This window comes from Rhizobium sp. USDA 4016 (genome assembly GCF_056279705.1).
In genome coordinates this window covers 3,329,460-3,343,703 of record NZ_JBWCCY010000004.1, presented here as the reverse complement: position 1 = coordinate 3,343,703, position 14,244 = coordinate 3,329,460, and the positions used below count along the sequence as shown (strand labels likewise).

Genomic DNA, 14,244 nt, shown 5'->3' with positions numbered 1-14,244 from the left:
CGTGGTTCCTTCGTGAGCGTCAGGCGCTGCAGCGGGCGCCGAGCGCCTCGATCACCGCCTGGCAGGCGAAGAGTTCGTCTGCGCAGATGAATTCGTCCGGCCTGTGGGCACGACCGATGTCGCCAGGCCCGCAAATGATCGCATCGATGCCCGCCCGCTGGAAAAGCCCGGCTTCCGTACCATAGCTGACGGCGGCGAGCGGCGCGCACCCGGTCAGGTCCGCAAATAGCGTTGCAAGCGGCGCATCGGCGGCAAGCGAAAGTGCCGGATAGGCACTGAGTTCCTGCCATTCAACCTTGAAGCCGTGTTCCGTCAGCGCTTCGGCCGCGGCACGGACGGGTGCGAGCAGCACGACGGGATCAACGCCGGAAATTGCGCGCGCCTCGAACTCGGCTTCGCATGAATCCGGAATGATGTTGACCGCCTGTCCGCCCCTCAGCGTGCCAATTTGGAGAGAGGAATAGGGTGGCTCGAAAACGTGCTCGAACGGGCCTCGTGCCAGCCGGTCGGCTTCCGTCACCGTTTGGGCGAGCACGCCGGCGATGGCGTGAACGGCATTCAACCCCTGGTCCGGCCGAGAGGAATGACCGGAACGACCGTTGATCGTCAGCCTGGCGGCAGCCTTGCCCTTGTGCGCACGGATCGCGCGCATGCCGCTCGGCTCGCCGATGACGGCGCCGAGCGGGGTTTTACAGAGCTCAGGCAGGCGCGCGATCATATGCGGTACCCCTCGGCAGCCCGCCTCTTCGTCGTAGGAGAAAGCGAAGTGGATCGGACGCCGGAGCGGCGCCTGCGCGAGGCCCGGAGCGGCAGCAAGACAAGCGGCAAGGAAACCTTTCATGTCGGTTGCGCCGCGACCATATAGGCGGCCCGCTTCGGCGCGCAGCCGGAAGGGGTCGCTCGTCCAGCCGCTCTCGGCAGCCGGGACCACGTCCATATGGCCCGAAAGGATGTAGCCCGGCACGTCCCTCGGGCCGATGGTGGCGAAGAGGTTCGATCGGTCACCCTCCGGGCCGGGAAGGATCGTGACGTCGATGCCGTGGCTTTGCAAATAGTCGCGGATCCAGGCTACGATCCCGGCATTGGGCGTGCCGACAACGGAGGGGAAGCCAACGAGCGCTTCAAGGATTTCCATTGCCTGCATTATTGGGGTCCTCAAAACATACCCGGCTTGCCGAAATCGGTGCCGTCGATCATGCGTTCGTAACGATAGGGTGTCGGATCGACGCAGGGCGCGTCATCCCGGATGAGGTCGGCCGCGAGGCGCCCGGCCGCCGGACCGATGCCGAAGCCGTGACCGCTGAAGCCGGAGGCGATGAAAAGGCCCGGCTGCGCCTTGACCGGAGCAATAACCGGGATCGCGTCCGGGGTCGAATCTACCATGCCACCCCAGGCCTGCGCGACCTTGAGGCCGGCAAGCTGCGGATAGATGTTGCGCAGTCTTTCGAGCCCCTTGTCGATCAGGCGCCGGTCGGGCGCCGGATCCAGCACGCGGACGCGTTCGAAGGGCGAGACACTGTCAGCCCGCCAGCGCGAAAACGCTTCCGGTCCTTCGAAAAACTGACGTCCGATCGCGAATGTGAGCCCCTTGCGGCGCGCCTGGAAGGTCGGCCAGAAGGCCTTCGCCTGCATCAAGCCCCAGGGCGCGATCTGCAACTGACCTTGACCACTCAAGCCCACCGTGTAGCCGCCGTCGAGGCGGCGGCGCAGCGCGACGTTCTGCATTGAAATTCCGCCTTCGGTCACCGCTGCGGCGGGTTCCGTGTAGAAGCACGTCGATTTCACCGAGGCCTGCAGGAAGCGGACGCCGTGATGACGCAGCAACATGCCGCTCCAGGCGCCTCCAGCGACGAGCACGGCCGAGCAGCGGATCAGGCCCCGTTCCGTCACCACGCCGGATAGGCGGCCGGCCTCGGTCTCGAATGCGCGTACGGCGCAGTTCTGCACGATGACGGCGCCGGCGCGCTGGGCGGCGCGGGCAAGAGCGGGAACCGCAAGCTGCGGCTCGGCGCGGCCGTCCGTAGGGGAATGCACGCCGCCGACCCAGTTGCGGCTGTTTCCAGGCAAGAGGGCGGCCGTCTCGGCAGTGGTTAGCATGCGCGTATCGACATCGAAAGCACGAGCGATTTGGCTCCATTTCTCCCAACTTGCGACATCTGCTGGATTGCCGGAAGCGTAAACAAGGCCCGTGCGGCGAAAGCCGGTATCTTCGCCGAGGTCAGCATTCAGACCAGCCCAGATACGCATCGCAAGCTGGGCGAGCGGCAGTTCGCGCGGATCACGGTTCTGCTGGCGACACCATCCCCAATTGCGGCTCGATTGCTCGCCCGAAACCAGGCCTTTCTCGACGATGGCGACAGAGGTTCCTCGGCGCGCGAGTTCATAGCCTGCAGCCACGCCAGCCATGCCGCCACCAATGACGACGACATCGATACGGGACGGGATCGTGGAGGCACTGGAAACGGGGCTAACCGGAGGCGACATCTCTAATCTCTTAACTTTCACGGCGGTGCCCGCGGTTCGAGCCAGTTTCGTTGAGTCTAGAGATGAACCCAGGCGTTACATGCCGAAATCGCGGAGGATTTGGTCGATTGTTGTGTTTCCAGTAGCCTCACAAGCAATTTCTGTCGGTTGCCTTGGCATACCATTAAGTCGCCCTGCCGATGCGTGATCGCGCTCGGCGTGAAGATCGGTGTTCAGGAGAAACGCACGTGGTTCCAAGGGAATCGAGAGTTGTCGACAGTTTCGATATGCGTATTGCCGATCTCAGCACCACAGATCTCGATCAACTGCATGCGCTATCGATTTCTGTCGGATGGCCGCATCGCGCCGAAGACTGGCAGTTGCTGCGGGAAATCGGCGAAGGCATCGTTGCGATGGACGAAATCGGCCGCATAATGGGCTCTGCGATGTGGTTTCCCTATGATGTGCATTTTGCCACGATCGGCATGGTGATTACCTCTCCCCGTCTGCAATCGAACGGTGCCGGGCAGTGGCTGATGGGCCATGTGCTAGATCGGCTTGAAGGGCGTGACCTTGGGCTCAATGCCACGCGAGCCGCGCGGCGTCTGTACCAATCCCTGAATTTCACTCGAGAGGGGACTGTCTACCAGTGCAATGGCGAAGCGATCGCTCCGCCGGAACTTGATCCACCGGTCGGCAGCGTGCTGCGGGCGTTGGAGCCCGGGGATCTGGATGCCATCGTCGAGTTAGACAAGGCTGCCTTCGGTGCAGATCGCAGGATACTGCTGGCCCGACTGCTGACATGCTCCAAGGGCATCGGACTGATGCGCGGCGGCAAGATCGAGGCTTTTTCGCTTTGTCGGCCGTTCGGGCGTGGCCACGTCATCGGGCCTGTTGTGGCCGCCAGAGACGAGGATGCAATCGCGGTGGTTCATCCGCACGCCACCCGACATGCCGCCTCCTTCCTACGGCTCGACACCCGCGAAAAGGACGGGAGGTTTTCCGAGTTTCTGTCCCGCTGCGGTCTTCCGGTCTACGACACGGTGACAACCATGTCGCTCGGGCGACGTTGGCTCGCTGTACGTCAAGGTGATGCGCCACGCCAGCCCAGAACCTACGCGCTCGCCAGCCACACACTCGGCTGATCTAACCCAATCTGTCCTGCCTGGGGAGGTAAGCATCCATGGCGGCCATCCCGCTCTGCGAGCCGATCGAAATACCCGTCGTGCGTATCGAGCACGATCTGCTCGGAGACTTCGCGTTGCCTGCTGACCGCTATTACGGCGCGAGACGGCGCGTGCTTTGGAGAGTTTCCGCATCACGGGCATTAAGCTGTTGGATTTCCCGCATCTCGTATCCGCGTTGGCGATAGTGATCAAGGGACAGGGCATCTATTGCTACGTCACGTTGATGGCCGGCAACGAAGGGTCCGATGAGTTGCGCCAACAGTTGGTGAAGCATGTTCGCACGGAAATCGGCCCGATCGCATCGCCGGACAAGATCCAGTTTGCGCCCGGCTTGCCGAAGACCCGTCCGGCAAGATCATGCGCCGTATCCTGCGCAAGATTGCCGAGGACGATTTCGGCGCGCTCGGAGATACGTCCACGCTTGCCGATCCGGCGGTCGTCGATGACCTCATTGCCAATCGAGTGTAGACATTCTCTGTGTTGAACCTTTCTCGCAGCCCGGCATCCGCCCTACCGCAGAGGGTTTATCGCGGCTATCGCAGGGCGACCACCAAACCCCAGCCACTTACCGATCCCCACCCCCGCAGCATTCCCCGTCGCCACGCACGCCGTCAGCAAATACCCGCCGGTCGGGGCTTCCCAGTCGAGCATTTCTCCGGCGGCGAAAAGGCCGGGAATGGCACTCAGCATGTAGCCATCGTCAAGCGCGCTCCATTCGATGCCGCCGGCGGAGGATATGGCCTCAGTGATGGGGCGGGGGCGGGTCAGAGGGATCGGCAGGGATTTGACGTGGCTTGCGAGCTTCGATGGGTCCTGAAGGTCGGTTTCCTTTGCGAGTTCGCGCAGCAGGCCGGTTTTGACGCCGTCGGGGCCGGCGCCTTTGCGGAGGCGGTTGGAGAAGCTGCCTTTCCTGTCCTGCCGGGCGAGGTCCTTTGAAAGGCGCTCAGTGCTTCGGCCGGGTGCGAGGTCGACAAGCAGGGATGCGGGCTTGCCGGTTTCGAGCGCGTCGCGCAGTGCTGCGGAATGGGCGTAGACAAGGCTGCCCTCGATGCCGTGGCGGGTGATGACGAATTCGCCGGGGAAGGTGCCGGCGGGCGAGGTGGCGGTGACGGATTTGAGCGGCTCGCCCGCGAAACGGCCGCGAAAGGTCTCGCTCCAATCGACGTCGAAGCCACAATTGGCGGGGCGGAACGGCGCGATGCTCACGCCCTTTTCGCGGAGCCACGGTACCCAGGCGGCATTCGAGCCGAGGCGCGGCCAACTGGCGCCGCCAAGTGCCAGCAAGGCGGCATCAGGGTGGATGACACGATGGCCTTGCGGCGTTTCGAACGCGTAGCCGCCGTCCTCGAATCCGGTCCAGCGGTGGCGTGTGAGGATCGAAACGCCGTGGGCTTCCAGACGCGCGATCCAGGCGCGCAACGGCCTTCATGACTTTCGGGAAGACGCGGCCGGAGGAGCCAGTAAAGGTCTCGGTGCCAAGCCCTTCCGCCCAGGCCCGGACATCGTCGGGCTTGAAGCCGTCCAAGGCGGGGCGCAGCCGGTCGGACGCTTTGCCGAAGCGGGCAACGAAGCGCGTATAATCTTCCGAATGGGTGATATTGAGGCCGGACTTTCCGGCGAGCAGGAATTTGCGCGCCACCGTAGGCATCGCTTCGTAGATGGTGACGGCGTGCCCGGCTGCCGAGAGTACCTCGGCCGCCATCAAGCCCGCCGGTCCGCCGCCGATGATCGAGATCTGTTTTTTCTTCATGGCTCGCCTGATACAGGATTCATATCCGTGCGTCTCCGGATTTGCGGAAAAGCGCGAATTGCGGGCGACCGGCAAACCCACTACTTGAGAAGTATATCAACGGAGTGTCCCGACATGGCCGACCTCAAGGCAAGACCAAGACCCACAGGCGCCACCGCCGTTCTCGGGCGCACTGGCTTTGCGCATGTCACCTCGGCGACGAAGGGTGAGCTCGACATCGTCACCAGCCCGTCGCAGCCGGGTTTCAATCCGCTGGACCTGCTTTATTCCTCGCTGTCCGCCTGCCTGGTGTTGAGCGCGCGCATCGCCGCAAGCCAGATGGGCGTCCTCGACAGGATCACTGAGTTGACTGCTGACGTGACCGGCGAGAAGGCGACGGAAGGGCCCTCGCGCGTCGAGATGTTCAGTGTCGTCTTCGGCATCAAGGGCGATATCGACGAGAAGACGCGGCAGAAGATCGTGCATGCGGCGGAGGAAATCTGCACGGTAAGCAATACGATGCGCGGCAATCCGGAATTCGCTACCGCAATTTCCGGCTGAATCGCTGGGCTGTCGAATACTTTTGCCTGCCTTTGTCGTTCCTGCGCTATCGTCGGTGGCCTTCATCTGGTAATTCGCTGCCGATCGCCGCTTTCACTGCTCGCGGCGCAGAAAGCATCGAGATCATGTCGCAGGCCGCTTCCGCAACCGTCGAAACCGTTCCTTCCAATCGCCTTGCCCTCGCGGCACTGATCCTTGGCGGGGCGGCGATCGGCGGCTCGCCGATCTTCGTGCGGCTGTCGGAAGTCGGACCGATGGCGACGGCGTTCTGGCGCGTCGCGCTCGCCCTGATACCGCTCTTCATCTTTTTTCTGATTAAGGGTAAGGATGCCGGGTCAAAGCCGGAAAAGCTTTCGGACTATGCGCTTCTGGCCCTGCCAGGTGTGATCCTCGCCATGGATCTTGCTGCATGGCATCTTTCGATCACGATGACATCGGTTGCCAATGCGACGCTGCTGGCGAATCTTGCGCCCGTCTTCGTCACGGTCATCGGCTTCCTGTTCTTCCAAGCGGCGGTAACGCGGCTCTTCGTTCTTGGCCTTGCACTGGCATTGGCCGGCGTCATCATCCTGAAGGGCGGGCCTTCGGCCTTTGGGAACGGGGCTCTGCTGGGCGATGGCATCGCGATCGTCGCGGCGTTGTTCTATGCCGGATACATCCTTGCGATCGGCAGGCTCAGAAGCCGGTTCGATACCATCCGCATCATGCTCTGGAGTACGGCGTCTGCGGCGGTTTTCGTATTTCCGCTGGCTTTCGCGTTCGAGGATCAGATCTGGCCAGCCACGGTCTACGGCTGGGCGATGGTTTTCGGCCTCGCCTTCGTCAGCCATGCAGGCGGGCAAGTGGCGATCACTTATGCGCTCGCCTATCTGCCAGCCGCCTTCTCCTCGCTGACGCTGCTGCTCCAGCCCGTCGTCGCGGCAATTCTCGCCTGGATACTGCTCAACGAAGCGATCGGCCCGATGCAGGCGATCGGCGGGGCAGTCGTGCTCGCCGGGATCATGATCGCCCGGCGAGGCTGACGGGATCAGGCGACTGCGGCAGGCCGCACGCGGCGGGCGTCAAGGATGGCGAGTGCCTCGTCGACGGTCGCGGCAAGGGCTGCCTTTTCGGTGTTGCAGGTGCCCCAGGCCTCGATGAAGCTGCTCGTCTTGCCGTAGCTGTTGTCCAGCACGCAGTGATCGGCGCCGATCAATACGCACATGATGTGGCCGTGCATGCGGTCGGTGATGACCTGGCGCGCCGAGCCGAGCAAGGCCACGCCGCGATCGAAACGCTGCTGTGCGCGCTCGCGATAGGCAAGCTCCGTCATGCGGGCGCGTCCGCCGATCTTCCCCGACATCAGGCCCTTCAGGATCGCGGTATGCTTGGTTTGCCGCTGGAAATCGGCGGGCTCGTCCGGCCAGTCGGATTTGACGGTGCCGGGACGTCCCGTGGCAGCGGTGAGATCCTGCGGAGTTCCGACTTCCTGATCTTCGCGGAGGTTGAGCAGCAACTCGTGCTGCGGGCCCGGGCGCGCGACCGGGCCGATGCAGAAGGCCATGTCCGGGCAAAGGCGCGTTTCGCACTGGAACCAGCGGCGCGCGAATTCCAGGCTCTTCTTGTCGCGCACCAGGAGCGTGAAGTTGCCGTGCTGCTCGATGGCGCGGGCCGTGCTGTCGATATTGGCCTGCTCCTTGAAATGGATCGTCTGCGGCATCTGGACGATCGGGCGGCCCTTGAATTTTGTCAGCATGCCTTCGCGGAACTGGCGATAGCCGGCCCATATGTCGCCGAAATTGCCGCCGCCGTGCAGGAAGATGCGGCCGTTGCCAATTGTCGCGAGCATCCGCTCCTCGTCGTAGGTCGGAATCTCGGTCACATAGGCCGGCCGCGTCTTGCGGCGGTCGAAATAGGCGAGCTCCCCGAGCCAGATGGCGCTGTCGCCGATATTGTAGTGGTTGGGGAAATCGAGCAGCGCGAAGCGCTCCGCCGGATCGACAAGATCGGAGAGGTTGTTTGCGATCAGACCCTGGAGGCGGTTGATGATCGTAATGTTGGTTTCCTGCATAAAAGCTCCTGTTTGCTGGCCAGGCGGCGAAGCTAGGCCTCAGCCCGTTTGCCGAACGGCAGCAGCGACTTGCCGAGTGCGATGTAGGGACGGATGGCCTTTCTGCCGAAGATCGGCAGAAAGGCCAGATAGATGACGGCACCAAGGCCGATGCTGAGGCCGAGTGACAGCCAGCGGCTTTGAAGATACCCGGCGATGTAGGGATGGGCGAACCAGACGCAGAGAGCCATGACGGCGCCGCCGCAGAAGGGAAGGGCGACCGCCTTGAATGTGCCGGCTGCATCGATCCCGGCATATCTGCTCAGCACATATTGCTGGTAAGGCATCGTCAGCCAGGCCCGCAGCACATAGCCTGCCGCCACCGCGAAGATGCCGTAGGGAACCAGCAGCCAGGTGAGGATCAGCGTCACCGCAAGCTGGAGCGCGGCGACCGAGAGGATCGATTCCGCGCGGTTAACGGCCGAGAGCGCCGAGGATGCGAAGAAGTTCGTGACGAAAGGCACGGACATCAGCACCAGCACGGTGGCGATATCGCCGGCATTGCCCCATTTGTCTCCGAAGAGCAGGGCGATCATGTCATTCGACAGCGCGCCGAAGCCGAAGAGCAACGGGATCGTGCCGAGTGCCGCGGCACCGACGATCTTGTTGTAGGCGTTGCGAAAGGCGGTGCGATCGTTCTGCAGGCGCGACAGCGTGACCAGCGAAACACTGCCGATGGGCGCCAGCACGGCCTGGCCGATCAGTTCGATCAGCCGCCAGGCGATGCGATAACGGCCGACTTCGACGGCGCCGTACCAGCGGGAAATGAAGATATCCTGCACGCGGGCAAGCAGCATCCACATGAGCTGCGTCACCACGAGGCTAACGCTGAAAAGGAAGACCGAACGGAATTTTTCGAGATTGAAGCGCAGGCGCGGCATCCACGGGTATGACACCCAGCCGAGGACGACGGTGACGGCCGCATTGACGGCAGTCTGCGCCACCAGCGCCCAGATGCCCCAGCCGAGATAGGCGCAGATGACAGCCGTGGTGCCGGAAAGCAGGCTTGCAGTGATGCTCTGCGCTGCAAGGCTCTTGTGACCGAAGTCGCGCGCAAGCCGCGCATTGTGGATGACCGCAAGCGACGAAAGGGGCAGCAGCGGCGCGAGCCACTGCAGGATACCGGCCACCGAAGGATCGCGGACGAATTGGCCGTAAGAGGGAGCGAAGACGAAGACGAGCAACGCGACGATGGCGCTGAAGGCGACCGTTGCCCAGAAGCAGGTATCGGCAAGTTCCTCGTCGAGATCGAGCTGCCGGGTGATCGCATCACCGAGGCCGGCATAGGCAAGCACCCGGCCGATCTCGACGAAAAGGCTGGCGAGCGCGAAGGTTCCGAAATCGGCGGGCCCGAGGATGCGGGCAAGGATGACGAAAATGACGAAGGTTGCGACGGTGCTCCACGCAACGCGGATCACCGACCAGAGGACGGAGAGCGCGGTCTTCTTCTTCAGGTCGGCATGCGCAACTGCATTATCTGCCATTCAGATTCCAATCGAATGTCGCACTGCCGGCGGTGAGGATCAGCGGCGGATCGCCATTGGCGTCGCGGTGCGTTTGGCGCTCCGCCAATAGGCGAGCATGCCGGTAATATTGTCGCGAAGCTGGCGGCGGTAGGTAAGCCCCATTTCCTCGCTCATTTTCCGGCCACCGATCAATTCCTTCAACGCCTGGCGGATATCCCAGCGCAGCATGCCGCGCATGTTGGAGCGCCGGTCGAACATGTATTTCGCATAGAGCGCGCCGTTGCCGAAGGCATAGCCCGCGTGCAGGTGGTGGATGTCCTCGATCTTGCGGCGGCCATGGAAATGCTTGACGACGAGATCGGGAAAATATTCGACGCGGATGCCGGCGTTGGAGGCGCGGTGAATATAATCCGTATCTTCGCCGGAGCGGAACTGCGAGCCGGCGCCGAAGAGCGGATCGAAGAGGCCGATCGTTTCGCAAAGCGCCTTCGGGAAGGCCATGTTGCAGCCGTGGATGAAGCCGCCCGCGTGAAGCTCGCTGGTCAACACGGCGGGCTCGCGTTCGGTCTTGATGGTGACGGGAAGATCGCGCGCATCGCCAAGCTCGACGCGCCCTCCGCGCATGACGATCTCGGTATCATCGGCGAAGACCGCGTCGATGGCCGTGAAGTAATCTGGGAACACTTCGCAATCGTCGTCCGTAAAGGCAAGGATACGGCCGGTGGCGGCGGCAATCCCTGTATTGCGAGCATTGGCAAGGCCGGGTAGCGTTTCGTAGATGAGATTGGTATCGATCGGCGCGGAGGCCGCCCATTTGCTGAAGATATCCGAGGTGTCGTCGCTCGACCCATTGTCCACGAAGACAAGTTCAAGGCGCAAATGGCTTGCCTGCCGCGCGGCGGTGGCGATGGCATCCAGGCAGTTCAATAGGCCATAGGCCCGATTTCTCGAAGAGATGATCAGGCTGATGTCAACAGGCCGAGGAGGCATACGTTTCCCCTTCTGTGATCAATGTCCGGGCGAAGATAGGCCGCACATCGAGGTTCGGCAAGGATTTTTTTGCAGTGCAGCAAAATAGAACAGATGCTGAAAAAATAGAAGAAATGAGGTAATTTGTTGACGAAGACCTTTTGTTTGGCGATGGATAGAAAATCCAATGAAGAAACATGTAATAATAATTTATAGTTATTGTATTTAATGACTTAATGAATAGCCACCGGCAAACTTATCTGTGTTTTGTTGTTTTTATTATGTGAATAAATTGTAATTTTATCTGAGATAAGTTCAAATAATATTTGAGTCTAAAGGGATGGAATGGTTCCGTTTTCATTGAAGCAAATGCAGAGATCAGCGAATTGAGAGATGCCGACAAGAGTTGAGCAAAAAAGCTCTACCGACAAAGATGCCAGTTGGAAACACATCTGGACTAAACTCGCTGGAGGAAGTCCGTTCGAAGAAATAATCACACTTCGGAAGTCATTCTGGAGTGCTATTGCGGGACGCTAGCTTGGCGGTCTTTCTGCAGAAGCCACTTCTGGATGATCGGCACATCGGCATCGCCGAGGTCATGGCCGCCAAAGATGACGTCCGAATCGACGGTCGCGCCGGAGGTTTTCAGCCGTGTCCGAAGCTCGTTCGCATATCGGCCATAAGCGTCTGTCTTGCCGCTGATGACGAGCAGATCCGTGCCCGTAAGGTCGGCATGCGGATAGTCCGTCAGAACCGGCATGGAGCGGAGCAGCACCGCGCGGTGTATCAGGCTCGGATGCAGGTAGAGCAGCGAGTTCAGCAGATTGGCGCCGTTGGAATAGCCGACATAGACGATTTTCTTCGGGTCGAGGCCGTAGGATTTGACGGCGCTGTCGATAAAGGCGGCGAAGGCTTCCGCCTCGTTCTTGATGTCGTCCTGATCGAAGGAGAACGGCGTTATGCGCTTGTACCAGCGCGGGAAACCCTCTTCCGTCGCGCGGCCGCGCACGCCCAGCAGTGTAGCGCGCGGCGCCACTTTATGCAGCAGCGGCATCAGCGTCGTCTCGTTGCCGCCCGATCCGTGCAGCAGCACGAACACGCTGCCATCCGGATCCGGTGGCGTATAGAAACGGTGGACGAAAGGCAGATCGCGATAGTTCACGCGAGGTTCACCGGGCATGGAAAACTGCGGCAGGACGACCTTCAGGTCCTCAAGATTGGTGATCACATCCTTTGGCGGCAGGAAGAGCTTGGAGCCGAGGGTTTCGGCCGGTTCGTCGACGGTCATGCCGGGCTTGTCCGTTGCAAGCTCGGCCAGCGTGCCACCGGGCTCGCGGGCATAGAGAGAGCGGAAATATTTGCGGTCATGCGTGCTGGTTGCCGAGGAGTTCGTCTTCTCGAGCGCTTCGTGAACCGTCGACAACTGCGCATCGTCGGTGGCGCGGAAAGCCACGTGATCGACCGTGCCTGTTCCCGGTGCACCCGACCAGAAGCCGCGGGCATTGCGGACATCGATGACGTCGCCCGACTGCGAGACGAGACGATCGATCGCGCCCTTGCTCACCTGGAAGCGATAGCCGAAGTGACTTTCGAGGAAGCTGCGGCTTTCCTCAGGCACTTCCGTCAGCATGGTCGCGCCGCGGATGCGCTGCACGGCGTGCTCCACCGGCACCGGACCGCCATGCCAGGGGGCGGCACTCTTCAGTTCCCTGTTCCCGGTAAGCTTCAGAATGATGTTGTCGGGATCTTTGAGGCGCAGCACGGTCTCGCCGAGCTCGTCTCCTGGCCCCTCCATGCGCAGACCGAAACTCATTGCCCGCGTCAGCCAATAGCCGATGCTCGTAGGATCGATGGCAAGCGCGATCTCGCTGATTTGCCCGAAGCCAGCGCGTCCGGGCGAACCATCTTCCCAGGCGAGGAAGGTGACGAGCGAACCGGGCGTGCCGGTAGCGTCGCCATAGAAGAGATGTAGCTGCGTCGCGTCCTCGAATCCGGCCGTCTGCTTGACGAGCCGCAAGCCCAGGAAGCCTGCGTAGAAATCGACGTTCGCCTGCACTTTGCGGGTAATCGCCGTGACGTGATGTATTCCAGAAACCATCGATAGCAGTCCGGATTGGATAGGAGTGGCGAGCAATGCCAGAACGAGAGCTGATGCGAAAGTCATGCTAGTGCCGTGGAAGATTGCCTTGATTGTTCTACACATAAAACGAACGAATCGCCGCGCGGTTGCAATTCCAACGTATCAACTTTCTCCAATGCCTCTTCCAGTTGCTGCAGGTTTGGCGGCTTCACCATATAAGCGAGCGCGCCAAGCTCCTTCGCTCTTTGAATATCGCCTTCGTCGCTTGACGTACTGAGGATGCAGACCGGAATCCCGCTGAGCCGCCCATCGGCTGCAAGCGCATTAAGGACCTCGAAACCGTCCATGAGCGGCATGTTGATGTCGAGCAGCATCAGGTCCATCGGCGGCTGATCCGCTATTGCGGCACGCTGCTCGAGCAGCAGCATCGCTTCACGACCGTTGTTTGCGACATGGAGATTGAAGCTGACTTTCTCGCGGCGCATGAGCTTCAGTTTCAGAAGTTGTATGTCGGCCGGGCTGTCTTCGACAAGCAGCACCTCGGCAAGCCTGCCCGCCCCCTCCGTCGCCTGATCGGAATGCCGGACGCTCTGGGCAGCAGGCATGGTTGCGGGCGCCGCGACGGCTGCCTGTGCAAGGGGTATTTCGAGGATGAAAATCGCGCCGCCGTCGCGTGCCTCGCACCAGATCGCACCGCCGTGCAGTTGCGCGATGCGGCGGCAGATGGCCAGACCGAGACCGGTTCCCTCGATGCCGCGGCCGACGAGCCGTTTGAACGGCTGGAAAATCAGCTCGCGATGGGCGGGATCGATGCCCGGGCCGTTGTCGCAGACGGAAAGCCGGCAAACGCCGCTATTTGCCGTCGCAGCGATCCTAATTTCCGGTGTGCGGTTTTCGCAATAGCGGATGGAATTCGAAACGAGGTTTTGCAGAAGCTGGATCAGCAGCGTCGCGTCGCCCATCACTTCGGGCAGGTCTGCCCGGCTGATCACCGCGTGACGGCTTTCGATCTGCCGATGGAGATTATCCTCCACCTGATCGAGCACCGAGACGAGCGCGACAGGCTTCAGCTCCAGCTCGCCAGAGGCCTCGAGCTTGGTGAAGCCCGAAACCTTGACGATCAGATCCTCCATGTGATCGGCAGCGCTCAGCACATAGTCGAAAAGCTCGCGATCCTCAGGCAGCAGCGATGGCGAACCGTGCAGGATCTTGCTGAACGACTTGATTGTCCTCAGCGGTTCCTTGAGGTCATGCGCCATTGCTCGGGTGAAAATTTCAAGTGATTGGCGTTTCTGCTCCAGTTTGGTCTCCAGTGCGCCGTGCATGATGGCGTTCTGAATGCAGCGGTGCAGCCCTTCTGGTGAAAGCGCATCCTTGGTCAGGTAATCGCGTGCGCCGCTCTTCATCACCTCGACGGCAACCGCCTCGTTGCCCTGGCCTGTCAGCATGACGACATTGGCGGAGGCATCGAGTTCGAGGATTTGCGCAAGCACTCCGAGGCCGTTGCGGCCGGGCAGAGAGTAGTCGAGCAGGATGCAGTTCGGCCGTTTGCGGGCGATCATCGCGAGGCCCTGATCGCCGGTCTCGGCCTCTGCCAGCGTGTAGGTCGTACCCGCTATACGGCCCAGCATGCGACGGTAGAAGTCGCGGTCGTCCATATTGTCGTCGATGATCAGTACCGAGCAGACTTCTGCCAATCG

At 61.5% G+C, this 14,244-nt stretch carries 10 protein-coding genes and 2 pseudogenes; 4 read left to right on the top strand and 8 right to left on the bottom strand.

Annotated features, from left to right (window positions below; genetic code table 11):
• Nucleotides 1-19: 19 nt before the first annotated feature.
• Together argE and ACZ9DP_RS32215 are read right to left on the bottom strand one after the other, a co-directional pair.
• Nucleotides 20-1,144, bottom strand: a complete 1,125-nt coding sequence (gene argE, locus ACZ9DP_RS32220) for an acetylornithine deacetylase (protein WP_476204707.1) — start codon at nt 1,142-1,144, stop codon at nt 20-22.
• 11 nt (nt 1,145-1,155) lie between these two features.
• Nucleotides 1,156-2,484 (bottom strand): NAD(P)/FAD-dependent oxidoreductase, encoded by a 1,329-nt coding sequence (locus tag ACZ9DP_RS32215; RefSeq protein ID WP_476204706.1) that lies wholly within the window; start codon nt 2,482-2,484, stop codon nt 1,156-1,158.
• Between the two features lie 266 nt (nt 2,485-2,750).
• On the opposite strand from ACZ9DP_RS32215, the gene ACZ9DP_RS32210 reads away from it, so the two are divergent.
• Together ACZ9DP_RS32210 and ACZ9DP_RS32205 are read left to right on the top strand one after the other, a co-directional pair.
• A complete protein-coding gene (locus ACZ9DP_RS32210; protein ID WP_476205513.1) occupies nt 2,751-3,608 on the top strand; it encodes a GNAT family N-acetyltransferase in 858 nt (285 codons plus the stop codon).
• 202 nt (nt 3,609-3,810) lie between these two features.
• Nucleotides 3,811-4,118: pseudogene (locus ACZ9DP_RS32205) on the top strand (AMP-binding enzyme); the annotation flags it as partial.
• Between the two features lie 42 nt (nt 4,119-4,160).
• Here ACZ9DP_RS32205 and ACZ9DP_RS32200 read toward each other — a convergent pair.
• Nucleotides 4,161-5,400, bottom strand: a pseudogene (locus tag ACZ9DP_RS32200) (TIGR03862 family flavoprotein).
• A gap of 114 nt (nt 5,401-5,514) precedes the next feature.
• Here ACZ9DP_RS32200 and ACZ9DP_RS32195 point away from each other — a divergent pair.
• Complete coding sequence (locus tag ACZ9DP_RS32195) at nt 5,515-5,940, top strand: OsmC family protein (protein ID WP_476204704.1); 426 nt, start codon at nt 5,515-5,517, stop codon at nt 5,938-5,940.
• A gap of 125 nt (nt 5,941-6,065) precedes the next feature.
• Nucleotides 6,066-6,962, top strand: a complete 897-nt coding sequence (locus tag ACZ9DP_RS32190; RefSeq protein ID WP_476204703.1) for a DMT family transporter — start codon at nt 6,066-6,068, stop codon at nt 6,960-6,962.
• Between the two features lie 5 nt (nt 6,963-6,967).
• Here the strand turns inward: ACZ9DP_RS32190 and ACZ9DP_RS32185 are convergent, their stop codons facing one another.
• From ACZ9DP_RS32185 to ACZ9DP_RS32165, 5 genes are all read right to left on the bottom strand, one after another.
• Nucleotides 6,968-7,990 carry a polysaccharide pyruvyl transferase family protein gene (locus ACZ9DP_RS32185; protein WP_074066650.1) on the bottom strand — a complete coding sequence of 341 codons (1,023 nt, stop codon included), beginning with the start codon at nt 7,988-7,990 and terminating at the stop codon, nt 6,968-6,970.
• Between the two features lie 32 nt (nt 7,991-8,022).
• A complete protein-coding gene (locus ACZ9DP_RS32180) occupies nt 8,023-9,513 on the bottom strand; it encodes a lipopolysaccharide biosynthesis protein (RefSeq protein ID WP_039843933.1) in 1,491 nt (496 codons plus the stop codon).
• A 39-nt stretch (nt 9,514-9,552) separates the two neighbouring features.
• On the bottom strand, nt 9,553-10,485 hold the full coding sequence (locus tag ACZ9DP_RS32175; RefSeq protein WP_074066651.1) for a glycosyltransferase family 2 protein: 933 nt from the start codon (nt 10,483-10,485) through the stop codon (nt 9,553-9,555).
• A gap of 499 nt (nt 10,486-10,984) precedes the next feature.
• The gene (locus tag ACZ9DP_RS32170; RefSeq protein WP_476204702.1) at nt 10,985-12,628 is read right to left on the bottom strand and encodes a VOC family protein; all 1,644 of its coding nucleotides are present in this window, start codon (nt 12,626-12,628) and stop codon (nt 10,985-10,987) included.
• Nucleotides 12,625-14,241, bottom strand: coding sequence for a response regulator (locus ACZ9DP_RS32165; protein ID WP_476204701.1), 1,617 nt, complete (start codon nt 14,239-14,241; stop codon nt 12,625-12,627). Before ACZ9DP_RS32165 ends, ACZ9DP_RS32170 begins: the two co-directional genes overlap by 4 nt.
• Nucleotides 14,242-14,244 lie beyond the last annotated feature (3 nt).